Source organism: Streptomyces sp. ME19-01-6, assembly GCF_033793745.1.
GTDB lineage: Bacteria > Actinomycetota > Actinomycetes > Streptomycetales > Streptomycetaceae > Streptomyces.
Genome location: NZ_JARAXF010000001.1, coordinates 298,018 through 323,371, shown reverse-complemented (window position 1 = coordinate 323,371; position 25,354 = coordinate 298,018). Strand labels below are relative to the sequence as shown.

The window sequence follows — 25,354 nt, the reverse complement described above, 5'->3', positions numbered from 1 at the left end:
GACAGCGACACGCCGACACCATGGCGTGTCGCTGTCCGGTACTCACCGCAACTCACGCTTCTTGCAAGGACGTCAGGCCGAGAGATCCCAGACGCGTACGACGCCGCCGCGGCCTGCCGTCAGCACCACGTGGCGGCCGTCCATTGGTGTGATCGCCACGGTCCAGATCTCGCCCTCGTGTCCGGCCAGCGGCGCCCCGATCTGCTGCCCCTCGGCGAGATCCCAGATCCGGGCCGTCCCGTCGTCGCTGCCGGTCACCGCGAGTGTGCGGGCTCCGACCACAGCGGTGGCCAAGGCGCGCGTACGCTCCGTATGACCCGTGGAGAGACGGCCGAACGGCTCGCCACCGACCGCGTCCCAGATCCGCATCTCGCCGGAATCGGTCACCGTCGGCACCACAGGACGGCCACCGACCTCGGACAGGGCAACGGCGTGGACCGAACCGTCGGCAGACCACTTGTGGACCAGCTCTTCAGTCTCAAGATCCGACAGCAGAACGTCGCCGTCACCGCCCGACACCACCACCGGACGCCCGCGCAGCCGCCCCACCACGAGATGATTCATATCGCCGGAATGACCGGGAAGCTCCCGCGGCTCCTGCTCCTCCGCGTCCTCATCAGCCGTCGGGCCCCACGCCTCGATCTCGGGATTTGCCGGATCCCACACCCACACCTCGGGAAGGGACGCACCGGCCACGAGGGTGGTGCGCCCGCCCACTGATGTCAGGGCCAGGGCGTGAACGCAGCTGCGAAACTCCGGTGGGGGATTGAGCAGCTCGCCGCTCATCACGTCCCACAGGCCCGGCCCTTGGTGTTGCCCACCCGCGGCGAACAGCACCCGCTCCTCGACGACGCTCACGTCTACGTGCTGGAAGTCCGGGTAGACGGGTATGCCGTACGACCCGTTGTCGAAATCGGCCAGTGGCCGCTTCAGCCACTCATCGCTGAGCAGGTCCCACGTCCATACATCGCTGCGACTGGCGCACACCGCCAGGGGCCGACCCTTCACATCGACCACGGCGAAGTCGTCGATGTTTCCTTCGGATGGAATCATGCTGCTCTTGATCAACCGGCTCCCCGTCATGCCGGGCATCCTAACCACGCCGTTCGCGACCGGCTCTCACCTCGCACCTTGGCGGACTCGCGCTTAGGCTGTCGCCGGAGGCGAAGGCTACCGGCGCGTAGCACAGACGGCGACAGGCCGCGACCGACCGCGAAGGAGCGCGTGATGAAGGGCTGGACCGCGAGCGACATCCCCGACCAGACCGGCCGCACCGCCGTGGTGACCGGCGCCAACAGCGGCATCGGCTACATCACCGCCCGCGAGCTCGCCCGCCACGGCGCCCAGGTGGTGCTGGCCTGCCGCAGCGAGGCGCGCGGCGCCGGGGCCGCGGAGCGGATCCGGGCGCAGGCGCCGGGCGCGGATGTGCGGGTCGCGCCGCTGGACCTGGCGGACCTGACGTCCGTACGGGCCTTCGCGGCCGAGTACAAGGGCGACCGGCTGGACCTGCTGATCAACAACGCGGGCGTTATGGCCCTCCCCCACCGCAGGACCGTCGACGGCTTCGAGATGCAGTTCGGCGTCAACCACCTGGGCCACTTCGCGCTGACCGGCCTCCTGCTGCCGAAGCTGCTGGAGGCGGGCCCGGGGGCGCGGGTGGTCAGCCTCTCCAGCTTTATGCACATGCTGGGGACGGTCGACCCGCGCGACCTGAACATGGAGCGCAAATACGGGCGTTGGGCCGCCTACGCCCGCTCCAAGACCGCCAACCTCCTCTTCATCCACGAGCTCTCCCGCCGCCTGCGCGCCTGCGACGCCCAACTGACCGCCGCCGCAGCCCACCCCGGCTACGCCTCGACCAACCTCCAGACCGCCGCCCCCAGGATGGAGGGCCGCCGCGGCACCCAGCGCTTCATGGAAATCGGCAACCGCTTCTTCGCCCAAACCCCCGACAACGGCGCCCTCCCCACCCTCTACGCCGCCACCGCCCCTGCCGTGCACCAGGACGACTTCTTCGGCCCGCCCTTCCAGATGTGGCGCGGCACCCCCACCCGCTCGGCCCGCGCGAAGTGGGCGCGGGACGACAAGGCGGGGCGGGGGCTGTGGGCGGCGTCGGAGCGGCTGACGGGCGTACGGTACGACGCGCTCGCGGGCTGACGGCGCGCGTTCACCGTCGGTCGGGGCAGGGGATCTCGGGGCGTAAGCGATGCGGGCTGCACGCCGAGCTGTGGATCAACGACGCCGACAGCATCGCCACCTACATGCGCGCCTGGAACACCCTGCGCGAGTCCGCCGTCTTCAGCGCCGAGGCCCACCGTGTCATCAACCTCCAGGCCCTGCTCGCCGTCAGCCGTTGCTACGACGGCGCTCCTCGATGCGGTTCAGCACGGCGCGCAGCGCCAGTTCGTAGCCGAAGACGCCGTGGCCGCAGAGATAGCCCTGGCTCACCGCCGCCGTCACCGAGGTGTGCCGGAACGGCTCGCGGGCGTGCACATTGGAGATGTGGACCTCGATGCAGGGCACGCCGAAGCCCGCCACGGCGTCCACCGCGTCGCGCAGCGCGTAGCTGTAGTGCGCGTACGCGCCGGGGTTGAAGATGATGCCGTCGTCGTGGCGGGCCTGGTGGACGAGGTCGACGAGCACGCCCTCGCTGTTGCTCTGCGCGCACCGCACCTCGGCGCCCAGCTCCTGCCCCAGCGCAGCCGTACGCTCCTCGATCTGCTCGAGCGTGGTGGACCCGTATGTGCCGGGGTCGCGCTCGCCGAGGAGGTTGAGGTTGGGGCCGTGCAGCAGCAGGACGCGGGGGCGTGCGGTCATCGTCAATCGTGTCCGATTCGTTCGTCGAGGGCACGGCGGGCGTCCTCGAGGGCGGGGGCGGTGGCCCGGCGGGCCTCGGCGATCTCGCTGAGGGTGGCGAGCAGATCGGGGGCGGTGTGGGCGGCGCCGGTGTGCCGGCCGGCGAGGGTGAGCGACTGGTCCGCGGTCACCCACCAGTCGGCCGGGGTGGGGGGCTGTTGAGTCACGGTCACCCGGACATGGTAGCTCCGAGGACCGTTGAACGGATCCGATGGTCCGCTGTGCGGATCACGATCGGCTGCGGCTGCGGCTGCGGCTGCGACTGTGACTGTGCGGCGCCGGGCCCCGCACGGCGCCGCACACACCGGCCTGGGCGGCCCTCCATCACGCCTCGACGCGCTCCACCTTGTCGATGAGCAGCGCGTACGCCAGCAGCCCAACGGCCACCACAATGCCGATGTAGCCGAGCGCCCAGGCGAAGGATCCGGTGCTGTCGACGATGATGCCGATCACCAGCGGGGTGAGCACCCCGCCCGCGTTGGCCATGAAGTTGAACACGCCGCCGCCGGTCCCGGTGAGCCGGCGCGGGACGGCGTCCGAGAACAGCGCCCAGCTGTTCTGCATCAGCCCCTGGGCGAAGAACGCGATCGACATGAAGGTGATCACGAGCGGAACGGAGTCGGTGAAGTTCGCACAGACGATGATCGAAGCCAGCACGAAGCCGATCATCACGGGTGCCTTGCGGGCGAACGTACGGGACTTGCCGCTGTTGAGCATCCGGTCCGACCAGGCGCCGCCGACCAGCGTGCCGATCAGCGCCGCGAGATACGGCGCGGAGGCCCAGAACCCGGCCTTGATGACGCCCATGTCCTTCTCCTCCACCAGATAGCTGGGGAACCAGGTGAGGAAGAAGAACAGCACGGAGGCGCTGGCGAACTGCCCGATGTACATGCCCCACAGCCGCCGGTTGGTGAGCAGCACCCGCAGATCGGCCCAGATGTCCGTGGGCTCGCTCGCCGCGGCCTTCTCGGCGGCGTCGGCCGTCTCCTGCTCGTCCGCCTGCCGGATGTGGGCGAGTTCCTCGGCGCTGACCCGCGGGCTCTGCTCCGGCCGGTCGTACACCCGGCGGAACCAGACGACGGAGAAGAGCAGCCCGACGGCCCCGGTCACCAGGAAGACCGAGTGCCATCCGAAGTGCACGGTGAGCACGGAGAGCACCGGGGCGGCGATCGCCAGTCCGATGTACTCACCGGCGGTGTACGTGGCGGTGGCCCGCCCGCGTTCGCGGCCGGGGAACCAGTTGACGACGAGCCGGTTGTTGGACGGGAAGGCCGGGGCCTCGAAGGCGCCGAGCGCGACGCGCACGCCGATCAGCGAGCCGAAGCCGCGGGTCAGCGCCATGGCCGCGGTGGCCAGCGACCAGCCGATCAGCGCGTATCCGAAGGCCAGCTTGGCGCCGACCTTGTCGATGAGCCGCCCGGTGGGGATCTGCAGCAGCAGATACGCCCAGCCGAAGGAGGAGAGCAGCACGCCCTGTTCGGTGGCGCTGAGGTGGAAGTCGTCCTTGATGTGCGGGAGGGCGACCGACAGGTTCGTACGGTCCAGGTAGTTGATCGCGGTGATGACGAACAGCGACGCGAGCAGGCCGTAGCGGGCGCGGCTGACGGCCGGGCGGGCGCTGTCGGGGAGGAGGGGTGGGGCGGCTGGGGTGTTGTCGGCGGGTGGGTTGGTGCTTGTGGTGCTCATGAAGACTCCTTGTCCCGGCCGGGGGACTCGGCCGAGGGGCAGCAGCGGGAACTCAGGCGGCGGGGGTGGCCACTGCGGCCGTGGCAAGGACGCGACACGTGGTCCGGTAAGCGCGCGCGGCGGTCTCCGCGGGTGCGCGGGCGTCGAGGTCGTCGGAGAGGACCTCGACCGAGACGGGAGCCTGTACGCCGGCTCGGCGCAGCAGACGCAGCAGACCGGTCAGGTCGGCCGCTCCCTCCCCCGGCAGCTGCCGCTGGTGGCGGGCTTCGTGCAGGGTGTCGGACAGCGGGGTGGGCAGCACGTCGTCGAGCTGGACGCTCACCACGGCGCCGGGCGGCAGGGCCGCGATCTCCTCGGGGCGGGTACGGGCCCGGGTGAGGTGCCACGCGTCGAGGATCAGCCCGGGGGAGACGGCGCCGGTCGGGCGCGGAGACCGTACGGCGGCGACGACACGCGCCGCGAGGCCCAGATCGCGGATGCCGGAGAACGGCATGAACTCCAGCCCCAGCACCGCCCCGGCCCGCTCGGCGCGCTCGGCGGCCGCCCGGAGCCCGTCGACGAGGTCCTGGTACGGGTGCTCATCGAACATCCCGGCGTTGACGCGCCGGGCGCCGAAGGTCTCCGCGATGTGGAAGACGGTGTCGTCCTCGCTGCGCCGCCGCTCGTCGTAGCGCCGTGGCCGCGCCCAGTGGCGCAGCAGTTCCACCTCGGTGAGCCGCAGACCGTACTCGGACAGCAGGGCCGCCATCCGGGTGTCGGTCCAGCCCTCCGCGCGGGCCTGCCGGTACTGGTGCACGGCCAGGCCGATGCCGGTGAACCCGGCCCGCGCGGCGGCCCGGACGCGCTCGCCGAAGGTGGCGGTGCGCAGGGTCAGGGCGGACAGGGTGAGCCCGGGGACGTCAGTCGCCGTCATCGAAGCAACCGCCGTCGCCCAGGGAGATCCAGGTCTTGCCGGCCCGCTCACGGGCCCCGGCGAACGCCTCCTGCGCACGCTCCAGCGGGAAGCGGGCACAGGTCGCCGCGCCGGGCCGCACCCCGCCGGAGGTGATGTCGGCCAGCGCGGCCGTGAAGTCACCGGGGTGGTCGTAGATGAGCGAGCCGCGCAGGGTGAGCTGGGAGCGGACCAGCTCGTTGACGCTGAGCGGCAGCCCCGCCGCGCCGAGCCCGACGAGGACGGCGGTGGCGCCGGGGACCGTACGCTCCAGGGCCGCGCCCAGCGCGGCAGCCACCCCGGAGGACTCGAAGACGTAACGGAAGCCACCCTCGCGGTCGGCCGCCGCGCGGGCGCCGAGCGCCTCGGCGTGCGCCAGGCGGCCGGGGTGCGGTTCCACGACGGCCGGGCGGACGCCGATGGCCAGCAGCGCCTGGCACAGCAGCAGGCCCTGCGCGCCCGCGCCGACGACCAGGGTCTTGTCCCCGGCCCCGGCTCCCCCGCGCCGCACGGCGGTACGGGCCACCGTGTACGGCTCGGCGCAGGCGAGGTCGGCGGGGTCGGCGGTGTCGGGGACGGGGTGGGCGAAGGGGGCGGGGACGGCGATCCGTTCGGCGAGGAGACCGGGCGCGTTCATGCCGACGATGGCGCGCTTGGTGCAGGCGGAGGTCAGGCCGCGGTCGCACGCGGGGCAGTCGAGGCAGGCGTAGTTCGGTTCGACGACCACGCGCTGGCCCACAGCACGGTCCACGACCCGCTCGCCGACGGCGACGACCCGGCCGAAGCCCTCGTGGCCGACGACCCACGGCAGCGCCGGGACGGCCCGGTCGCCGTCGAAGACGGCCAGATCGGAACCGCAGACGCCCATGCCTTCGAGGCGGACCAGGACATCGTGGGGGCCACACTCGGGTTCCGGCCAGTCGTCGACTGTCTCAAGGCGGCGGGGAGCGGTGAGGACGGCTGCTTTCACCGTGTCTCCTACGTGGGGAGGGGAGGGCGGACGGGGGAGATGGTCCGCTGAATGGACCTTGGGGTCCGTGTGCCGGTGACGATAGAACGTATGCTGAGCATCGACAAGAGGTTGCGGGCGAGTAACCGCGGTGTAAAACGGAACGACCCGGCCGGAAATCCGGGCCTGACCGGCCAGAAAGCCCTTGCTGACCCCCACCCCGAACCCACCCCGGCCCTGGTCCGCGCAGCGGACCTCGGTCCATACTGAGCGTCCGCATCGGGCCCGGACAGGTCCGCCGAGCGGACTGAACGGCGAGGAGCGGCGGCATGAGCGAGGACAGCACGGGCAGCCCGGGCAGGGACGACAAGGACGGCAAGGAAGTCGGCGAGGCCCGGGGTATGCGGACGGTCCAGCGGACCATAGACATCCTGGAGCTGTTCAACGAGCACCGCCCCGCGCTGTCTCTCCGCGAGATCGTCACCGCCAGCGGCCTGCCCAAGACCACCGTGCTGCGGATCCTGCAGACCCTGCGCCTCAACGGCCTGCTCTGGCTGGACGAACACGGCCGCTACACCGCGGGCCCCGCCTTCCTGCGCTGGGTCCGCATGGCCGACCAGGGCTGGCGGCTGCCCGCCCCCGCCCGCCGGGCGCTGCGCGAACTGGCCGCCGAGCACCGGGAGACGGTGCACCTGTACGTACGGCGCGATGTGCACCGCATCTGCATCGCCCAGGAGGAGGGGCCGCAGGCGCTGCGCCACGTCGTCCAGGTCGGCGACGAACTGCCGCTGTGGGCGGGCGGCCCGTCCAAAGTGCTGCTGCTCGGAGCGGACGACACGCTGCTCGACCGGGTCGCCCGCCGCTCCCCGCACGGCCCGGACCACACCGCGACGCTGCGCCACGGGATGGCCGAGACGCTGCGCAACGGGTACGCGGTCAGCCACGGCGAGCACGAGGAGGGGCTGTCGTCGGTGGCCGTCCCGGTACGGGCGCGGGGCGGCGAGGTGGTCGCGGCGCTGTCCTTCGGCGGCCCGTCGGCCCGCTTCACGGCGGAGCGGCTGCCCCGCTTCGTCACCTCCCTGACGGCGGCGGCCCGCACGGTGGGAGGGAACGGGGGGTTCGGCGGCCTGCGCGGATAGGCGGGGCTGTCGGGGGCGAGCTACGCCCGCAGCTCCTCCGCCGCGTCCGCGACCCGCGCGATCAGCCGCATCAGCGTCTCCCGCTCCCCCTCGTCCAGCGGCGCGAGGAAGACCCTGTTCATCCGCGCCGTACGCGTCACCAGCTTGCGGTGGACGCGGACGCCGTCGTCCGTCAGCTTGAGCACGTTGCGGCGCCCGTCGCGCGGGTCGCGCACCCGCTCGACCAGCCCGCGCCGGTCCAGCCGGGCCACGACATCGGCGATGGTGGAGCGGTCGAGGTGGACATGTTCGCTGAGGGTGCGCTGGTCGATGTCCGGCTTCTCGACGAGCGCGTTGAGCACCGCGAACTGCGGCGAGGTCGTCTCCTCCGAGACCATCGCGCCCCACAGCAGGGAGTGCGCCTGCTGCAGTCGGCGGGCCAGATGCCCGGGGTGAGTGCTCAGATCGACCGCGCCCATACCCCGTCGTCCCTCTTCCCTCGCATTTCATTCGTACACTGAACAATTCTGCCGTGCGGAGGCACGCCTGTCGAGCATGACCTTTCCTTCCCGACCCCCCCTTGACTGAGCCCCCTGGTCGATGACAGCGTGCGAGAAAGACAAAAATAATCAGCACACTGAGCATCTGGTCTCAGATCCCCAGTGTGCGAGCACCGCGGAGTGACGATGGCCGACATCCGAAGCCTGCACGACGCCGTGGCGGACCTTGTCCACGATGGGGACACCCTCGCGATGGAGGGCTTCACCCACCTGATTCCGTACGCCGCCGCGCACGAGATCATCCGTCAGGGCATCACCGACCTCACCCTCGCCCGGATGACCCCCGATGTCATCTACGACCAGCTGATCGGCGCCGGACTGGTGCGCAAGCTGATCTTCTCCTGGGGCGGCAACCCCGGCGTCGGCTCGCTGCACCGCTTCCGCGACGCCGTGGAGAACGGCTGGCCGCGCCCCCTGGAGGTGGATGAGCACAGCCACGCGGGCATGGCCAACCGCTATGTGGCGGGCGCGTCCAAGCTGCCGTTCGCCGTCTTGCGCGGCTACCGGGGAAGCGACATCCCGTCCCGTACGGAGACGGTCGCAACCGTCGTATGCCCCTTCACCGGCGAGGAGCTGGCCGCGGTCGCGGCCCTGAACCCAAACGTCACCGTCATCCACGCCCAGCAGGCCGACCGGAACGGCAACGTCCAGCTGTGGGGCCTGACCGGCGTGCAGAAGGAGGCGGCGCTCGCCGCCGACCGGGTCCTGGTGACCGTGGAGGAGATCGTCGACACGCTCGAACCACGGCCGGGCGGGGTCGTCCTGCCGACCTGGGTCATCGACGCGGTGGCCCAGGTCCCCGGCGGCGCCCACCCCTCGTACGCCACCGGCTACTCCGTCCGGGACAACGCCTTCTACCAGGCCTGGGACCCGATCGCCCGCGACCGCGAGGCGTTCACACGATGGATTGAGGAGAACGTGCGCAGCAGCAACAGCGGCAGCAACGAGAAGGTTGCCGTGTGATGGCCGACAACACCACCAGCGCCGGCTTCACCCGCGACGAGCTGATGGAGGTCAACGCCGCCCGCGCGCTCGCCGGCGCCAGGACCTGCTTCGTCGGCATCGGCCTGCCCAGCACCGCCGCCAACCTCGCCCGCGCCACGGTCAATCCGGACCTGGTCCTGATCTACGAGTCGGGCACCATCGGCTCCAAGCCCACCCGCCTGCCGCTGTCCATCGGCGACGGCGAGCTCGCGGAGACCGCGGACGCCGTGGTGCCGGTGCCGGAGATGTTCAACTACTGGCTGCAGGGCGGCCGGATCGACGTCGGCTTCCTGGGCGCGGCGCAGGTCGACCGCTACGCCAACATCAACACCACCGTCGTGAACCGCGGCCCGGACAAGCCGGAAGGGCGGTTGCCCGGTGCGGGCGGCGCCCCCGAGATCGCCTCGAATTGCGGCAAGGTGCTGATGGTGCTGCGCCACTCCACCCGCAGCTTCGTCCCGAAGCTCGACTTCGTGACCACCCTCGGCCACGGCGGCGGCCCCGGCGACCGCAAGAAGCTCGGCATGCCCGGCGCGGGCCCGGTCGCCGTCATCACCGACCTCGGCGTGCTGCGCCCCGACCCGGCGACCGCGGAGCTGATGCTGACCGAGCTGCACCCGGGGGTGTCTGTCGAGCAGGTACGGGCCGCCACGGGCTGGGAGCTGCGGGTGAGCGACGAACTCGGCGCGACCGAGCCGCCGACGCCGCAGGAGCTGGCCGCCCTCCGCGCGCTCAAGAACGCTGGAAAGAACGCTGGAGAGAACACCCGAAAGGACGCCTCACGGTGATGAGCAACGGCACCCCGCGCGAGGTCTACATCGTCGACGCCGTCCGCACCCCCGTCGGCAAGTACGGCGGCGCACTGGCCGGGGCGCGCCCCGACGACCTGGCCGCCCATGCCGTACGCGCCCTCCTCGCCCGCACCCCCGACCTCGATCCGGCCCGCATCGACGACGTCTACTTCGGCAACGCCAACGGCGCGGGCGAGGAGAACCGCGATGTGGCCCGGATGGCCGTCCTGCTGGCGGGGCTCCCCGTCACCGTGCCCGGCGCGACCGTCAACCGGCTGTGCGCCTCGGGCCTGGAGGCCGTGCTGCAGGCCGCCCGCGCCATCGCCGTCGGCGACGCGCACATCGCGCTGGCCGGGGGCGTGGAGTCGATGAGCCGCGCCCCCTGGGTGCTGCCCAAGCCGGAGCGGGCCTTCCCGGCCGGGCACCAGCAGCTGTACTCCACCACCCTCGGCTGGCGCATGACCAACCCCGACATGCCGCCCGAGTGGACCGTCGCCCTCGGCGAGGGTGCCGAGCTGATCGCCGACAAACACGGCATCACCCGCGAGGCGCAGGACGCGTACGCGCTCGCCAGCCACCAGAAGGCGGTGCGGGCGTGGAAGGACGGTGCCTACGACGCGGAGGTCGTGCCGTACGAGGGCGTGGACCTGCTACGGGACGAGACGATCCGCGACACTGGGTCCAATAGCGGCTCCGCCGCGGGATCCCTCGAATCCCTGGCCAAGCTGAAGCCCGCCTTCCGCAAGGACGGCGGCACGGTCACGGCCGGCAACTCCTCGCCGCTGAACGACGGCGCGGCCGCGCTGCTGCTCGTCGACGAGGAAGGGCTGCGGGCCACCGGGCGCGAGCCGCTGGCCCGTATCGGCGCGTCCGCCGTCACCGGCATCGAGCCGCAGTACTTCGGCCTCGGCCCGGTCGAGGCCGTGAACCGCGCGCTCGCCAATGCCGGCCGTACCTTCGCCGACCTGACCACCCTGGAGCTCAACGAGGCCTTCGCCGCACAGGTGCTCGGCTGCCTCGCCGAGTGGCCGGATCTGGACCCCGCCCTCCTCAACCCGCGCGGCGGCGCCATCGCCATCGGCCACCCCCTCGGCGCCTCCGGCGCCCGGCTCGCCGGAGCCGTCGCCCACCAGCTCGCGGCGGCGGGCTCCGGGGTGGGCCTGGCCACCTTGTGCATCGGCGTCGGGCAGGGCCTCGCCCTCGTACTCGAAAGGTAACGCTGACTCAGATGTCCCAGACGTCCCAGACACCCCCACCCCTCACCCAGTCCGACATCGACGGCGAACTGACGGCGATCCGCGAGGAGTACGACAAGGCCCGCGCCGACGGGGCGCCCGCCGCCCACCATCCGCCGCGCGACTTCCCGCCGTACCGCAGCAGCCTGCTGCGCCACCCCGAGCAGCCGCTCGTCACCGTCCAGGGCGACCCGGAGACCGTCGAGCTGCACACGCCCGTCTTCGGCCACACCGACATCACCGCGACCGACAACGACCTCACCATCCAGCACCAGGGCGAACCCCTCGGCGAGCGCATCACCGTCTCCGGACGGCTTCTCGACAGCCGGGGCCGACCGGTGCGCGGCCAGCTCATCGAGCTGTGGCAGGCCAACGCCTCGGGCCGCTACGCCCATCTGCGCGACCAGCACCCCGCCCCGCTCGACCCCAACTTCACCGGCGTCGGGCGCACCCTCACCGGCGACGACGGCAGCTACAGCTTCACCACGATCAAGCCGGGTGCCTATCCGTGGCGCAACCACGTCAACGCGTGGCGGCCCGCGCACATCCACTTCTCCCTCTTCGGGACGGCGTTCACCCAGCGCCTGGTCACCCAGATGTACTTCCCCGGCGACCCGCTCTTCGCCTACGACCCGATCCTGCAGTCGGTCACCGACGAGCGGGCCCGGCAGCGGCTGGTCGCGACGTACGACCACGCGCTCTCCCAGCCCGAATGGTCACTCGGCTACCGCTGGGACATCGTCCTCGACGGGCCGTCCGCCACCTGGATGGAGGAAGGCCGCTGATGTCCACGCAGCCCGTACCCCCCGCCCCCGCCCCCGGCCTGCCCCCCACCCCCTCGCACACCGTCGGGCCCTTCTACGGCTACGCACTGCCCTTCCCCGGCGGCGGCGACATGGCCCCGGTGGGGCGCGCGGACGCGATCACCCTGCACGGATACGTCTACGACGGCGCGGGCGCACCCGTCCCCGACGCCCTGATCGAACTCTGGCAGGCGGGCCCGGACGGCTCCCTGTCCGGCGCCCCAGGCTCGATGCGGCGCGACCCGGTCACCGGCGGCCACGCGGGCCGCAACGGCGTGGACTTCACCGGCTTCGGCCGGATCCCCACCGACGCCGACGGCCACTGGACCGCCCACACCCTCCCCCCGGGCGCCCCCTCCCCGGCCCCCTACATCAGCGTCTGCGTCCACGCCCGCGGCCTGCTGCACCACCTCTTCACCCGCGTCTACCTCCCCGAAAACGCCGCCGCCAACGCCGCCGACCCATTCCTCGCCTCGCTGCCCCCGGCCCGCCGCGAGACCCTGGTGGCAACGGCCGGGCCGCAGCCCGGGACGTACCGCTTCGACATCCGCCTGCAGGGCGAGGGAGAGACGGTTTTCCTTGAGTTCGTCTAGCCCCGACGACACGCCTGCTTCCGCCGACGACAGCGGTCTGCTGTCGCCGGTGCGGGCCGGGGCGGGCGTCGAGGAGGCCACCGGGGACATCGCCTTCCTGCAGGCCATGCTGGACGCGGAGACCGCGCTCACCCGGGCGCAGGCCGCGCTCGGACAGGCGCCCGGCGCGGCCGCCGGGGCGGTGGCGGGCGTGGCCCGGGCCGAGCTGTACGACGTGCGGGACCTCGCCGTGCGAGCCCGCGCCGGGGGCAATCCGGTCATCCCGCTGGTCGCCGAGATGACGGCGGCGGTGGCCCGTACGGACCCGGAGGCGGCCGCGTACGTCCATCGCGGCGCGACCAGCCAGGACATCCTGGACACCGCCGCGATGCTGGTCGCCGCCCGCGCCCTGCCGCTGATCCTGGCCGACCTCGGCCGTACGGCCACAGCACTCGGCCGACTCGCGACCGCGCACCGGGACACTCCCATGCCCGCCCGCACCCTGACCCAGCACGCCGTGCCCACCACCTTCGGTCTGAAGGCAGCAGGCTGGCGCGCCCTGACCCTGGACGCCCACGACCGCCTCGCCTCATTGCGCCCACCCGCCCAACTGGGCGGCGCGGGAGGCACGTTGGCGGCCTTCGCCGCGCCGGCGGAGGCCCCCGGAGAGTGGTCGGCGACGGGTTCGAACACCGAGCGGGGCGGGGGCACCGCCCCCGTGGCAGCCGCCACCGCGGCGCCGACCCGTACGGACCCGGCCGCCGACGCCGGCGGCCGAACCCCGGGTGAGGTCAGCGGCCCGACGCCGGACGCCCCGGGCACAGCGGGCCCGACGACCCGGGCAGGCGCACCAGCAGCAGCCCCCACGACCGTGACAGGCCCGACCGACGCCGGCACACCGGCCGGGGCGGGGGCCGACCTCGGTGTGCGGCTTGTGGCGCGGTTCGCCGGCGAGTTGGGGCTTGCCGAGCCCGCGCTGCCGTGGCACACGCTGCGTACCCCCGTGGCCGACCTCGGGGCCGCGCTCGCCCTCGCCGTCGGTGCGCTGGGCAAGGTCGCGGCGGATGTCCTGGTGCTCTCCCGGACGGAGATCGGGGAGGTCGCCGAGGGCAGCGGGGGCGGCTCGTCCGCGATGCCGCACAAGAGCAACCCCGTCCGCGCCACGCTCATCGCCGCCGCCGCGCGGCAGGCGCCCGGGCTCGCCGCCACGCTCCTCGGCTCGCTCGCCGCCGAGGACGAGCGGCCCGCCGGGGCGTGGCACGCCGAGTGGCAGCCGCTGCGCGAGCTGCTGCGGCTGGCGGGCGGGGCCGCGCGGGAGGCCGCCGAGCTGGCGGAGGGCCTGCGGGTGTTCCCGCGCCGGATGGGTGAACACCTCGCGCTCACCGACGGCCTCATCGTCAGCGAGCGGATCGCCGCCGCGCTCGCGCCTCTCGTCGGCCGCTCGCGCGCGAAGGAGCTGCTGACGGCGGCGTCCCGGCGGGCGAGGGAGGAGGGCGTCGCACTGGCCGAGGCGCTGGAGGGGGCGCTGGCGGAGGTACCGGGGCTCGCGGGCGTGCTCTTTGAGGCGCGGCTGCGGGAGCTGACGGATCCGGCCCGCTACACCGGCTCCGCCGCCGCGCTCGTCGACCGGGCACTCCGCCGCGCGGCCCTCGACGGCGGTCCCGGCTCCCCGCAACCCGGCGACGCGTAACCCCCGGCCATGTCGACGGTGTTCCGCCGGGCCCGCGACACCCGTACCGCGGCCCCGGCTGCCACCGGGCGCAAGCGCCCCGCGCCAGACGCCGCGGGCCGGTCCGGCGCGGCTTCGCCGGCACGGCCCAGCCCGTCCGGACCCTCACCCCTCACCCTCGACCCCCGCCCGGAGCGCCGACCATGACCGACGATCTGCCCCACCACCTCCTCGACGGCCCCGCCACCGCCCCGCCCCTCATCCTCGGCCCATCCGTCGGCACCTCGCTCGCCGTCTGGGAACCCCAACTGCCCGCCCTCGCCCGCACGCACCGCGTGCTGCGCTGGGATCTGCCCGGCCACGGCCACTCCCCCGCCGGGCTGCTGCCCTCCGACGGCAGCGCCACCGTCGGCGACCTCGCCGCCCTCGTGCTGCGGCTCGCCGACGCGCAGGGGTGGGAGCGGTTCGCGTACGCGGGGATCTCGATCGGCGGGGCGGTCGGTCTGCACCTGGCCGCACACCACCCGGAGCGGATGGAGTCGCTCGCCGTGATCTGTTCCTCGGCCCGCTTCGGCGACCCGTCGGCCTGGCGCGAGCGGGCCGCGCTCGTACGGGCCGAGGGTACGGAGGCGATGGTCGCGAGCCGCCCGGGTACGTGGTTCTCACACCGCTTCGCCGCCACGCCGCGCGCCGTCGCGCTGCTGGAGGACCTGCGGGCCTGTGACCGTGCGGGGTACGCGGCCTGCTGCGACGCCCTCGCCTCGTACGACCTGCGCGCCGCGCTGCCGTCCGTCGCGGGCGTGCCCACGCTCGCCGTCGCGGGCCGCGACGACCCCGCCACCCCGCCCGCGCACGCCCGCGAGATCGCGGACGCGGTGCCGGGGGCGAGCCTGCTGGAGGTGGCGGGGGCGGCGCATCTGGCGGGGGTGGAGCGGCCGGAGCCGGTCACGGCCGCGCTGCTCGCGCACTTCGCCGCAGGGGCGGGTACGGGCACAGAGGCAGACATCAACGCCGACACCAGCACCGGCACCGGCACCGACGCCTCCCGCCGCGCCGCCGGATTCGCCGTCCGCCGCGCCGTCCTCGGCGACGCCCACGTCGACCGCGCGATCGCCCGTACGACGCCCTTCACCGCCCGGTTCCAGGATTTCATCACCCGCTACGCCTGGGGCGAGATCTGGACCGGCGACGCCCTGGACCGCCGCACCCGCAGCTGTATCACCCTCACCGCGCTCATCGCCCACGGCCACGACGCGGAGCTGGCCATGCACATACGGGCCGCCCTCACCAATGGCCTGACCCGCGAGGAGATCGGCGAGGTGTTGCTACAGAGCGCGGTCTACTGCGGCGTCCCGGCGGCCAATTCCGCGTTCGCCACGGCCCAGCGGGTCTTCGACGAGATGGACGGCACCGACGGGTCGTCAAACGTCGGCCGGGGAAGCTGACATACGGCCGCAACAGCGCTGTCGCAATACACCCCCAAGGTTGATCACCGGGTCGGTACCGTGGTTGGTTGCACGATCCGGTCACAGGGAGCGACAGCGCGAGGGGGCGCAGCATGTCCATCAACCGCAGACGACTGCTCAGCACTGGCGGGAGCCTGGCTCTCACGGGGGTTCTGGCCGCCGCGTGCGGCTCCAACACCGGGCGCGAGTCGGAGGACTCGGGCGGCAAGCCGGTCATCAAGCAGTGGTACCACCAGTACGGCGAGGACGGCACCGAGCAGGCGGTGAAGCGGTACGCCGCCGCGTACGGCAAGACCGGCAAGGCCAAGGTCGAGGTGCAGTGGCGGCCGGGGAACTACGACCAGCAGACGGCCGCCGCGCTGCTCACCACGTCCGGCCCGGACGTCTTCGAGGCCAACGGCCCGACGCTGGATCAGATCCAGGGCGGTCAGGTGGAGGATCTGACCGACCTCCTCGACGGCGTCAAGGACGACTTCAACCAGGCGGTCCTGGCGCCCAAGACGTACGACGGCAAGATCTGGGGCATTCCGCAGGTCATCGACATGCAGCTGCTCTACTACCGCAAGAGCCTGCTGAAGGACGCCGGCGTGGAGCCGCCGCGGACGCTGGACGCGCTGGTCGACGCGGCGAAGGAGCTCACGGACAAGAAGACCAAGGGGCTGTTCCTGGGCAATGACGGGGGCGCGGGGGTACTCGGCGGCACCCCGCTGCAGGCCGCGGGGCTGCGGCTGGTCACCGACGACGGCGAGGTCGGCTTCGACGACCCGGCCGCCGCCCGCGCGCTGGAGAAGATCCACCGGCTGTACGCGGACAAGTCGCTGCTGCTCGGCGCGCCCTCGGACTGGTCGGATCCGTCGGCGTTCCTCCAGGGGCTTACGGCCATGCAGTGGTCGGGCCTGTGGGCGTTGCCGCAGGTCAAGAAGGAGCTGGGCGACGACTTCGGGGTGCTGCCGTTCCCGAAGGACGGGTCGGCGGGGCAGCCGTCGGTGCCGGTCGGGGCGTACGGCGCGGCGGTCAGTTCCAAGGCGAAGCACAAGGAGGCGGCGAAGGCCTTCGTGAAGTGGCTGTGGGTGGACAAGACGGAGTATCAGGAGGACTTCGCGCTGTCGTACGGCTTCCACATCCCGGCCCGGATCTCGCTCGCCAAGAAGGCCGAGAAGCTGCGCGAGGGCGCCGCCGGGGACGCGGTGCGCTACGCCACCGACCACGGCTTCGCCGAGCCGCTGCTGTGGACCCCGGCGAGCCGGACCGCCTACCAGGACGCGCTCAGCCGGATCATCAAGGACGGCGCGAGCGCGGACCAGGAGCTGCGGAGCGTGGTGCGCAAGGTGGGCGCGGAGCTGCGGCGCGTGAAGAAGAAGAGCTGACGCCCGCGATGGCGCAGGACACGCTTTCGCACACGCTTGAGGACAGGCAGCCCGCGCCCGCCACGTCTCGCACCCTGCGGCGCAGGCTGCTGGGCAAGCAGAACCGCACGCTGTGGTTCTGGGTGTTCGTCGGCCCGTTCGCGATCGGGCTCAGCCTGTTCACGTACGTACCGCTGGCGTGGAGCGTCTACCTCAGCTTCTTCGACGCGCACAACACGGTCTCGCCCACCGAGTTCGTCGGCCTGGACAACTACACGGCGATGCTGGGGGACGACGCCTTCACCGACAGCCTCGTCACGTTCCTGGTGTTCACGGCCTTCATCGTGCCGGCCACCTACGTCCTCTCGCTCGCGCTCGCGCTGATGGTCAACAGGCTGCGCTGGGCGCAGGCGTTCTTCCGGTCGGTGTTCTTTCTCCCCGTGGCGTGTTCGTACGTCGTGGCGGCGCTGATCTGGAAGATGTCGATCTTCAACGGGGTGCGGTTCGGGCTGGCCAACACCGTGCTCGGCTGGTTCGGCGCGGATCAGATCGCCTGGCTGTCGACGACCGACCCGCCCTGGTACTGGCTGGTCATCGTGACCGTACGGCTGTGGCTGCAGGCGGGCTTCTACATGGTGCTGTTCCTGGCCGGGCTGCAGCGCATTCCGCGCGGCCTGTACGAGGCGGCGGCCGTGGACGGGGCGCGGCCGGGGTGGCAGGTCTTCCGGTACATCACCTTCCCGCAGCTGCGGGCGACGTCGATCGCGGTGACGCTGCTGCTGGTCATCAACGCGTTCCAGGCGTTCGACGAGTTCTACAACCTGCTCTCGGATTCGCGCGGCTATCCGCCGTATGCCCGTCCGCCGCTGGTCTACCTGTACTACACGGCGCTGGGGCAGGGGCAGAACCTGGGGCTCGGCAGCGCGGGCGCGGTGATCCTGGCGCTGATCATCGCGGTGGTGACGGTGGCGCAGGCCCGCTGGTTCGGGCTCGGCCGGAAGGAGGACTGACCGGAATGCGGGAGCCTCACGTACGCGAGCCCCTGACCCGTGACCGTCGAGCACGCGACCCCCTCGTACGCGAACCCCTCGTACGCGTGGGCCGCGCGCTGCGGCTCGTCCTGCTGATCGCGCTGGCGCTGCTCTTCCTGATCCCGTTCTATCTGCTGGTGCGCAACGGGCTGTCGCGCGAGGCGGACATCACCTCCGCCGAGTGGACGTTCTTCCCGAGCGAGCTGCGGTGGTCCAACATCGGCGAGCTGTTCGACGACCCGAATGTGCCGATGGCGCATGCGCTGCTCAACTCCTCGCTGATCGCGGTGGCGACGACGCTGGGCACGCTGCTGCTGGCCTCGCTCGCGGGGTACGGCCTGGCCCGGATCCCGTACCGCTACGCGAACGTGGTCTTCTACTGGATCCTGGGCACGCTCATGGTCCCGGCGGCCGTCACCTTCGTGCCGACCTTCGTCCTGGTGTCCTCGCTGGGCTGGGTGTCCACGCTGCGCGGGCTGGTGGTGCCGACGCTCTTCAGCGCGTTCGCGGCGTTCGTCTTCCGCCAGTACTTCCTGGGGTTTCCCCGGGAGCTGGAGGACGCGGCGCGGGTGGACGGGCTCGGCTACTGGCACACGTACTGGCGGGTCGTGGTGCCCAACTCACGGCCGGTGTTCGCCGCCGTCGGCACGATCGTCTTCATCGGCGCCTGGAATTCCTTCCTGTGGCCGCTGGTCATCGGCCAGGACCGGGAGGCGTGGACCGTCCAGGTCGCCCTGTCGACGTTCACCACCGCCCAGACCGTCAACATCCACGAGCTGTTCGTCGCGGCGGCCGTCTCGATTCTGCCGCTGCTGGTGGTCTTCCTCTTCCTGCAGCGCTACATCGTGGCGGGGGTGGAGCGCTCGGGCATCGACGACTGAGCGGGGGCGCCGCCGCGCAGGAGGGCGGCGCCCAGCGGGGTCAGGGTGTGCAGTACGGCGCTGCCCCGGCGGAGGGTGAGCACCAGGCCGGCGTCGCGCAGCACGCTGGCGTGCTGGCTGGCAGAGGCGATCGACACGCCGACGCGGCGGGCGAGTTCGCTGGTGGTGCAGCCGCCGCCGACCCCCTGCAGCACGGCGGATCGGGTCTGTCCGACGAGTTTGCTCAGCGACTGGGCTGCGCCCGGGGCGGGGGCGGGGCCGGAAATCGGTACGGGCCAGGTGCGGGGGGCCGTGGCGGGACGGGCCGGGGGGCTGGGCGGCACGGGGCGCGGGGCGTGCTCGACCGGGTAGACCAGCACGGGTCTGAGGTCGGGGTCGTAGAGGGTGACCGGGGTTCTTCGACAGAAGAAGGACGGCTGGAGCAGCAGCCCCCGCCCGCCGAGCTCCAGGTCGCGGTCGACGGGGTAGTCGACCTCCAGGACCGGCGGCCGCCAGCGCATCGTGGGTGGCAGGGACGCCAGCAGCCCGTCGGCGCCCCCGTCCAGCAGGGCACGGCCCCGCACGGCGCGGTCGGCCTCGATACGGGCCTGCAGACGCGGCCAGTACGGGGCGATGGCGGCCTGGTGGTAGGAGGTCAGCGCGCTGGTCAGGCGGTCCAGCGACCGCCGCTCACCCTGACCGAGGTCACGTATCCAGCCGGGGAGGCGGGCCGCCGGGAGGCGGGAGATCTCGGTGTGCAGCCGGGCCGGTGAGGTGGCGCGCAGCGACTCCATGCCGCTGTCCCAGCCCATTCCGCCCTCGGCGGGGGTCAGGAAGTCGGGGAAATAGCCGCGTGAGGGAATGAGCGGCGCAAGCAGCCGCGCTTCACCGTTCAACCTATTTCGCGCCAGTGAACGCCATTCTCCGTATACGGTCGCGGCCCGGTGCTCCCGCAGCCGGTGGAAACTCAAAACCGTTTCCCACAGCGCGTCCGGGCGGAGCGCCATCCGCAGCCGGGCCAGATCGAGCTCGCCGAAATGCACACGCAGCACTGGACCCCCACCGAGTGACACCCGTGATCGCCCCCGACCACGGAAAAGTATGCACGGTGCCACCGTCAGTGACCACGCCCTTTTGGCCAGAGTTGAAACGGGGCGCGGTGGGTCGGGCAGGGCCGGAATGCTGTTCCTCGTTGAAAAGCGCGGCCACCGGGAAAGGCCCCCGGAGGGACGTCCGCAATTCAACAGGCGGTGCTCACGACCGGATTTGCTCGTTCCCGTGGGGGGTGACGAGTGTGTTACGGCCGTCTGGGCACTTCTGTTGCCGCCCGAGCCGATGCGAGCGGCAACAGCTCCCGTGGGGGGAGTGAGAGGGGGCGGCGCCCGGCCAGGTGGCCGCCCCCTCGCCCGCCCTGCCAGGTGGCCCATCCAGCACTGCCCGGGCGACGCCTCAGGGCTCTTCGGACAGGTCTTCGGTCGCCGCTCGCCCCGCGGCCTCCGCCCGGTACCGCCCGGGGCTGGTCCCGAACTCCCGGCTGAAGGCGTGGGAGAGGGCGTACGGGGTGGCGTAGCCGACCCGACGGGCGATGGCGGCCAGGGGATCCGGCGTGTCGCGGAGCAGGGTGGCGGCGAGGGTCAGGCGCCACCAGGCGAGGTACGCCATCGGAGGGCGGCCGACCAGGGCGGTGAACCGGCGGGCCAGGGTGGGGCGCGAGACGCCCGCCTCGGTGGCCAGTCGGTCGTTGGTCCACGGGGCGGACGGGTCGGAGTGCAGCGCCCGCAGGGCGGCGGCCAGCACCGGGTCGCCCAGAACCGCCGGCCAGGCTCCGGCCGCGCCCTCGGCCATCCAGGAACGGAGCACGTAGACGAAGAAGAGATCGAGCAGGCTGGGGACCGCCATGCAGGAGCCGGGCCGCTGTCCACCCAGCTCGCGGCCCAGCAGGTCGATGACGGCGCGGAGTTCGGGGTGGCTGCCCACTCGGTTCGGCAGGTGGACGACCTCGGGCAGTTCCGCCATGAGCGGGTGCACGCGACTGTGGTCGAGCCGGTACTTGCCGCACACCATCTCCACCTCGCCCGCCACCTCGCCCCAGCCGGCCGCCGGCCGGCGCGGTCCCGTCCCGTCCAGCCACCGCTCGAACGGCACCGCCCGCTCCACGGCCACCGCGTCGACGGGAGAGTCGGCGATCACATGTCCCGTGCCGTGTGGCAGCAGCACGGCGTCACCCGCACCGAGCGAGACCGGAGCGCCGCCGTCGGGCAGCAGCCAGCAGCCGCCCTCCAGTACGACGTGGAAGCCCGCGCCGTCATACGGGGAGAGCCGCGCGCACCAACTCCCGCTCACGCGCACCCGGCTGGAGGAGGGCCGCCCCAGGCGCACGGTCGAGATCGCGTCGCTCACCACATCCATCGGGCCAGGGTATCGACGGACTCAAGTGTGAGACGGATGCGTATTCAACTGTGCCTTGGTGAGCATTGAGAGGCTCAATTGCTCTTTCTAGGTTTGAGGACATGAAGAGCGAGAGCGTGCAGAGCATCGTGCTGGGCGATGTCGAGGTCATCCGGGTCACCGAGTGGCAGGGGGCGTTCGCACCCGCCCGCGGCCTCGTCCCGGAGTCGGCCGCCGAGGTGTGGAAGGACAACGAGGAGTGGCTGGCGCCGGACCACTGGGATCCGGACAGCGACACGGCGGTGGTCGCGCTGCAGAGCTGGGTGCTGCGCAGCGGCGGGCGGACCGTCCTGATCGACACCTCGGTGGGCAACGGGCGAGAGCGGCCCAGTTCGCCGCGGTTCCACCACTGGCAGGGTGATTTCCTCGGCCGCCTGGCGCGGGCCGGGGTCCGCCCGCAGGACATCGACGTCGTGGTCAACACCCATGTCCACGGCGATCATGTCGGCTGGAACACCATGGGCATCGACGGGGAATGGGTGCCGACCTTTCCCCACGCCCAGTACCTCATCCCGGCGGCCGACGACCACCACTTCGGCCCGGACCACGCGTACGGCGACGGCCTGCGCGAGGACGACCGGCTGATCTACGAGGACAGCATCGCGCCCGTCCACCGGGCCGGTCAGGTCGTGCTGTGGGACGGCTCCTACCGCATCGACCAACACCTCACCCTGGAGTCCGCGCCCGGCCACACACCCGGCTCGTCCGTGCTGCGGCTCGCGTCCGGCAGCGACCGGGCGGTGTTCGTCGGCGATCTGCTGCACAGCCCGGTGCAGATTCTCCATCCCTCCTTCAACAGCTGCTTCTGCCTCGACCCGGAGCAAGCGGTGACCAGCCGCCGCCGGATCCTCGAACGGGCCGCCGCCGAACGGGAGCTGGTCGTCCCCGCGCACTTCGGCGGGGCGGGCGCCGTGGAGGTCCGGCGGGAGGGTGGTGGGTTCGCTCTTGAGCGGTGGGCTGCCTGCGGAACGCGGTAGGACTGGCGGCCGAGGCCCACCGGCATGTGATGGGTGACGTCGGCGCCACAGAGCGGGGCCGGCCGGGTCCGGCGGGCGCCGGGTGAGAAGACGATCACCCCTCGGGAAGGAACAGCACCACGTCGGATGCCGCGCCCCCGAAAGCTGACGGGCCGACCCCGTCACATCTCATGCTGATGCATAGAGATAGTTGTTGCAAGTGACGTGCAATAGAGGCATAGGCTGTTCCCTGGACGATCACCACACGGAGAGGGGACCTGCCTGATGGGCACCTACGCACTTCCCGACCTGCCCTACGACTACTCAGCGCTCGCCCCGGCCATCACGCCGGAAATCCTGGAGCTGCACCACGCCAAGCACCACGCCGCCTACGTCAAGGGAGCCAACGACACCCTGGAGCAGATCGCGGAGGTCCGCGACAAGGACCAGATCACCCCCACCGGCCTCGTCGGCCTGGAGAAGACCTTCGCCTTCAACCTCTCCGGGCACGTCCTGCACTCGATCTTCTGGCAGAACCTCTCCCCGAACGGCGGCGACCGCCCCGACGGAGCGCTGGCCACTGCGATCGACGAGCACTTGGGCGGCTTTGACGCGTTCAAGAAGCAGCTCACCGTGGCCACCACCTCCGTGCAGGGCTCAGGCTGGGGCGTGCTCGCCTGGGAGCCCCTGGGCAAGCGGCTGATCGTCGAGCAGGTCTATGACCACCACGGCAACGTGGGCCAGGGCACTACCCCCCTTCTGGTCTTCGATGCCTGGGAGCACGCCTACTACTTGCAGTACAAGAACGTCCGCCCCGACTACGTCACCAAGCTCTGGGACCTGGTCAGCTAGGAGGATGTCGCCGCCCGCTACACGGCAGCAACCGGCGCCTGACCAGCATCACGGCCGCGCCCGGCGGGCCGGGAAGCCACGGCTTTCCGGGCCGCCGACCGAGTTGACCGCGAGTACCGTTCTGAGTGTCTCTCGGCTGCGGCGTCCCGGGCGAGGGAACTTTCGTCATGCCCGGCGGGATGCCCCTTCCGGCCAGACGACATCCACGGGGACGCCTGCCTCACGGGCTTCGTACACCACGTCGGCGGTGCCACCACCCTTACCTCCCGGTGGCTGCCCGTTCCACACAGCTACCAGACGATCTGCCCTCTCCAGCAGCACGGCGTTCGCCGCTTCGTACGCCTGCCGATTCGCCGTCTCATGGGGCATCACCAGAACCTCGTCCGCTGCCTGCACAAGTCGGTCGAAGGTCTCGGCGTGGTCCGGCTTCACTTTGGCCCGCCGGTAGTCCTGCGACGGAATCACCACGATCAGGCTCCCGCCAGCCGCCAGGACCGCCTCGGCGAACAGACTGTCACTGCCCTTCGCGATGCATGACACACCGACCAGGCTGGCGGAATCGTAGGCGGCGAGGGTCTTGTCCAGCTCGGCGCGCACCAACGGCACCGACTCGTCGGTGAGGTCCATGTGCCCGGTCACAGCGATCGTCGTCATCGGAGCGTTGCCTTCCTGATCATGTGGTCAGCAGCGTGCGGATGCTACCGCGCACGTCGACGACGGCCCGGGGCACACCGTCCCCCACCGTGTACGGGTACAACTGCGCCAGTTGAGCGCGTACACGTCCGGAACGGAGGCCCGACGCGACCTCAACAGCGCGACGGGAGTGATCGACTGCGCCCGTGACATCGCCGAGTAGGAAGGCGCATTCGGCGAGCCCGATCCAGTCCAGCGCGTGGCCGCGGCCGGCCTCCGGTCCCCGATGGTTCAGGGCGGTGCGGATGTGGCCAGCAGCCTGGTCGGCGTAGATCTGAGGGTCTGAACGGGCCATGTCCAGGAGCCTGCCGCCGGTGACTCCTGCAAGCTCGGCATCGTCGAAGTAGCCGATCCAGTACGGCTCGCTGTCCGGTCGGCCGGCGTCAGCGAGCGCATCGGAGGCCTGCCCGGTAGCGCGATGGAATCCGGACGGCCGGCCCATGCGGGCCAAGGCCCATGCCTCCCGCGTGTGAAGCATCGCCCGCAACCTGGGGCCTGCGGCGTGGCGCGCGCCGTCCTGGGCGAGCCGGACGAGTTCGAGGGCGTCATGCGGGCGGTCGTGGTACAGCATTTGCCGGGCCATGCCAGCCAGCACGTTGGCGCCGAATCGAGTGTCGCCGCCTGCGTGGGCCGCGCGGAGGGCAAGACGGTAGTAGTCCTGGGCACGGCGCTGCTGGCCGACGTCCCAGGCCATCGAGGCTGCCGTGCCAGCGAGCTGGGCCATGACTCTGTAGAGGCCCCGTTCGATGGCCGGGGCCTGATGCTCGTCAAGAGCGGAAGCCACCTCGGCGAGCTGCCCGGCGACGGCCTTTCTGCGAAGCCCGCCCCCGCCGGTACGGCCCCACTGGCGGAAGGCACGCGCGGTGGCCTCCAGTTCCTCCACTTCACGCGCGCCCAGGCGGCCGGGGCGGCGCGCTCGGTCATCTGCGTCGGCCAGTGTGCGCCACCCGTCGAGGGCGTCGAGAAGCGGGGCACCGGTGACGGCGGCGCCAGCAAGGGCGCGCGTCGCGGCTCGGCGGTCCATCACGAGATCGCTCCTGGTCAGATCGGCGGCCATGCCTGTGGTGGCGTCCGGCCGCCACGGTACGGCGTCGGTGTCTGCTTGCCCGGTGTCAGGGTTGGGCGTCTGCGGTTCCTGCGGTGCGGTCTTCGGGCTCTCCCATGGGCGGGGCGCGAGGCCGACCAGGTGCCCGGGGATGTGCAGCCCGTCGGAGATCCGGCGGATGACCTCTATGGAAGTGACTCTGCTGGATCCGTTCATGATCGTGGAGACCTTGCCGGGGGTGAGCCGGCAGGCTGCGGCGATCCTGTTCTGAGACAGTCCGCCCCACTTTTTGATCAGCGAGAAGGCTGCGGCGAAGTCGTGCTCTTCCAGGGCTCGCCGGAGGTCGTCCCTGTCGAGGACTTCTGGGGCGAGCGGGCCGGGGGTGGTGGCGTCCATGGACCAGCTCCGGTTGATCGTAGGCGCAAGCAACGTGTCGTACGAGCTGAGAACGAGCGTATTACCGCCTCGGTAACACCCGCCGGTTATCCCGTGATCGCGGTCAC

The 25,354-nt window shown here is 71.8% G+C and carries 25 protein-coding genes and 1 pseudogene; 15 read left to right on the top strand and 11 right to left on the bottom strand.

The genetic code is table 11. From position 1 onward, the window contains the following. Nucleotides 1-72: 72 nt before the first annotated feature. Nucleotides 73-1,053: a hypothetical protein gene (locus tag PV419_RS01445; protein ID WP_319685764.1), complete on the bottom strand. Its 981-nt coding sequence runs from the start codon at nt 1,051-1,053 to the stop codon at nt 73-75. Nucleotides 1,054-1,227: 174 nt separating this feature from the next. Here PV419_RS01445 and PV419_RS01440 point away from each other — a divergent pair, with 174 nt between their 5' ends. Both PV419_RS01440 and PV419_RS53095 read left to right on the top strand, forming a co-directional pair. Continuing rightward, a complete protein-coding gene (locus tag PV419_RS01440; protein WP_319685763.1) occupies nt 1,228-2,157 on the top strand; it encodes an oxidoreductase in 930 nt (309 codons plus the stop codon). 59 nt (nt 2,158-2,216) lie between these two features. Next, nucleotides 2,217-2,327 (top strand): annotated as a pseudogene (locus PV419_RS53095) (transcriptional regulator); the annotation flags it as partial. A gap of 19 nt (nt 2,328-2,346) precedes the next feature. Here PV419_RS53095 and aroQ read toward each other — a convergent pair. The 5 genes from aroQ to PV419_RS01415 all read right to left on the bottom strand — a co-directional run bounded on the left by aroQ (nt 2,347) and on the right by PV419_RS01415 (nt 6,443). Continuing rightward, complete coding sequence (aroQ, locus tag PV419_RS01435) at nt 2,347-2,817, bottom strand: type II 3-dehydroquinate dehydratase (RefSeq protein WP_319685762.1); 471 nt, start codon at nt 2,815-2,817, stop codon at nt 2,347-2,349. A gap of 2 nt (nt 2,818-2,819) precedes the next feature. Continuing rightward, nucleotides 2,820-3,029, bottom strand: a complete 210-nt coding sequence (locus tag PV419_RS01430; protein WP_319685761.1) for a hypothetical protein — start codon at nt 3,027-3,029, stop codon at nt 2,820-2,822. A 151-nt stretch (nt 3,030-3,180) separates the two neighbouring features. Beyond that, nucleotides 3,181-4,542, bottom strand: a complete 1,362-nt coding sequence (locus PV419_RS01425; protein WP_319685760.1) for an MFS transporter — start codon at nt 4,540-4,542, stop codon at nt 3,181-3,183. Between the two features lie 52 nt (nt 4,543-4,594). Next, nucleotides 4,595-5,455, bottom strand: a complete 861-nt coding sequence (locus PV419_RS01420) for a sugar phosphate isomerase/epimerase family protein (RefSeq protein WP_319685759.1) — start codon at nt 5,453-5,455, stop codon at nt 4,595-4,597. After that, nucleotides 5,442-6,443: a zinc-dependent alcohol dehydrogenase gene (locus PV419_RS01415; RefSeq protein ID WP_319685758.1), complete on the bottom strand. Its 1,002-nt coding sequence runs from the start codon at nt 6,441-6,443 to the stop codon at nt 5,442-5,444. The genes PV419_RS01420 and PV419_RS01415 overlap by 14 nt, the downstream gene beginning before the upstream one ends. A gap of 308 nt (nt 6,444-6,751) precedes the next feature. On the opposite strand from PV419_RS01415, the gene PV419_RS01410 reads away from it, so the two are divergent. Next, complete coding sequence (locus tag PV419_RS01410; protein ID WP_319685757.1) at nt 6,752-7,561, top strand: IclR family transcriptional regulator; 810 nt, start codon at nt 6,752-6,754, stop codon at nt 7,559-7,561. 20 nt (nt 7,562-7,581) lie between these two features. Here PV419_RS01410 and PV419_RS01405 read toward each other — a convergent pair whose 3' ends face one another. Then, complete coding sequence (locus tag PV419_RS01405) at nt 7,582-8,019, bottom strand: MarR family winged helix-turn-helix transcriptional regulator (protein ID WP_319685756.1); 438 nt, start codon at nt 8,017-8,019, stop codon at nt 7,582-7,584. 207 nt (nt 8,020-8,226) lie between these two features. Between PV419_RS01405 and PV419_RS01400 the strand changes: the two genes are divergently transcribed. From PV419_RS01400 to PV419_RS01355, 10 genes are all read left to right on the top strand, one after another. Then, on the top strand, nt 8,227-9,063 hold the full coding sequence (locus PV419_RS01400) for a CoA transferase subunit A (RefSeq protein WP_319685755.1): 837 nt from the start codon (nt 8,227-8,229) through the stop codon (nt 9,061-9,063). Further along, the gene (locus tag PV419_RS01395; protein ID WP_319685754.1) at nt 9,063-9,872 is read left to right on the top strand and encodes a CoA-transferase subunit beta; all 810 of its coding nucleotides are present in this window, start codon (nt 9,063-9,065) and stop codon (nt 9,870-9,872) included. Before PV419_RS01400 ends, PV419_RS01395 begins: the two co-directional genes overlap by 1 nt. Further along, nucleotides 9,872-11,092, top strand: a complete 1,221-nt coding sequence (locus tag PV419_RS01390) for a thiolase family protein (protein WP_319685753.1) — start codon at nt 9,872-9,874, stop codon at nt 11,090-11,092. Before PV419_RS01395 ends, PV419_RS01390 begins: the two co-directional genes overlap by 1 nt. An 11-nt stretch (nt 11,093-11,103) precedes the next feature. Continuing rightward, nucleotides 11,104-11,895, top strand: coding sequence for a protocatechuate 3,4-dioxygenase subunit beta (pcaH, locus tag PV419_RS01385; RefSeq protein WP_319685752.1), 792 nt, complete (start codon nt 11,104-11,106; stop codon nt 11,893-11,895). Further along, nucleotides 11,895-12,506, top strand: coding sequence for a protocatechuate 3,4-dioxygenase subunit alpha (pcaG, locus tag PV419_RS01380; protein WP_319685751.1), 612 nt, complete (start codon nt 11,895-11,897; stop codon nt 12,504-12,506). Before pcaH ends, pcaG begins: the two co-directional genes overlap by 1 nt. Before the next feature lie 106 nt (nt 12,507-12,612). Beyond that, a complete protein-coding gene (locus PV419_RS01375; RefSeq protein ID WP_319686191.1) occupies nt 12,613-14,175 on the top strand; it encodes a lyase family protein in 1,563 nt (520 codons plus the stop codon). Between the two features lie 182 nt (nt 14,176-14,357). Beyond that, the gene (pcaC, locus tag PV419_RS01370) at nt 14,358-15,599 is read left to right on the top strand and encodes a 4-carboxymuconolactone decarboxylase (RefSeq protein ID WP_319685750.1); all 1,242 of its coding nucleotides are present in this window, start codon (nt 14,358-14,360) and stop codon (nt 15,597-15,599) included. 113 nt (nt 15,600-15,712) lie between these two features. After that, a complete protein-coding gene (locus PV419_RS01365) occupies nt 15,713-16,987 on the top strand; it encodes a sugar ABC transporter substrate-binding protein (protein WP_319685749.1) in 1,275 nt (424 codons plus the stop codon). Between the two features lie 8 nt (nt 16,988-16,995). After that, nucleotides 16,996-17,976, top strand: a complete 981-nt coding sequence (locus PV419_RS01360; protein ID WP_319685748.1) for a sugar ABC transporter permease — start codon at nt 16,996-16,998, stop codon at nt 17,974-17,976. A gap of 5 nt (nt 17,977-17,981) precedes the next feature. Next, nucleotides 17,982-18,878, top strand: a complete 897-nt coding sequence (locus PV419_RS01355; protein ID WP_319685747.1) for a carbohydrate ABC transporter permease — start codon at nt 17,982-17,984, stop codon at nt 18,876-18,878. Here PV419_RS01355 and PV419_RS01350 read toward each other — a convergent pair. Beyond that, a complete protein-coding gene (locus PV419_RS01350; RefSeq protein ID WP_319685746.1) occupies nt 18,836-19,909 on the bottom strand; it encodes a helix-turn-helix domain-containing protein in 1,074 nt (357 codons plus the stop codon). The two genes, PV419_RS01355 and PV419_RS01350, sit on opposite strands and share 43 nt — an antisense overlap. Nucleotides 19,910-20,306: 397 nt before the next feature. Beyond that, on the bottom strand, nt 20,307-21,266 hold the full coding sequence (locus tag PV419_RS01345) for an AraC family transcriptional regulator (protein WP_319685745.1): 960 nt from the start codon (nt 21,264-21,266) through the stop codon (nt 20,307-20,309). Nucleotides 21,267-21,367: 101 nt separating this feature from the next. On the opposite strand from PV419_RS01345, the gene PV419_RS01340 reads away from it, so the two are divergent. Both PV419_RS01340 and PV419_RS01335 read left to right on the top strand, forming a co-directional pair. After that, nucleotides 21,368-22,282 carry an MBL fold metallo-hydrolase gene (locus tag PV419_RS01340; protein WP_319685744.1) on the top strand — a complete coding sequence of 305 codons (915 nt, stop codon included), beginning with the start codon at nt 21,368-21,370 and terminating at the stop codon, nt 22,280-22,282. Nucleotides 22,283-22,546: 264 nt separating this feature from the next. Continuing rightward, a complete protein-coding gene (locus tag PV419_RS01335; RefSeq protein WP_319685743.1) occupies nt 22,547-23,113 on the top strand; it encodes a superoxide dismutase in 567 nt (188 codons plus the stop codon). A gap of 165 nt (nt 23,114-23,278) precedes the next feature. Here the strand turns inward: PV419_RS01335 and PV419_RS01330 are convergent, their stop codons facing one another. Then, a complete protein-coding gene (locus tag PV419_RS01330; protein WP_319685742.1) occupies nt 23,279-23,767 on the bottom strand; it encodes a hypothetical protein in 489 nt (162 codons plus the stop codon). A 19-nt stretch (nt 23,768-23,786) separates the two neighbouring features. Then, nucleotides 23,787-25,247 (bottom strand): helix-turn-helix domain-containing protein, encoded by a 1,461-nt coding sequence (locus PV419_RS01325; RefSeq protein WP_319685741.1) that lies wholly within the window; start codon nt 25,245-25,247, stop codon nt 23,787-23,789. Nucleotides 25,248-25,354: the final 107 nt, after the last annotated feature.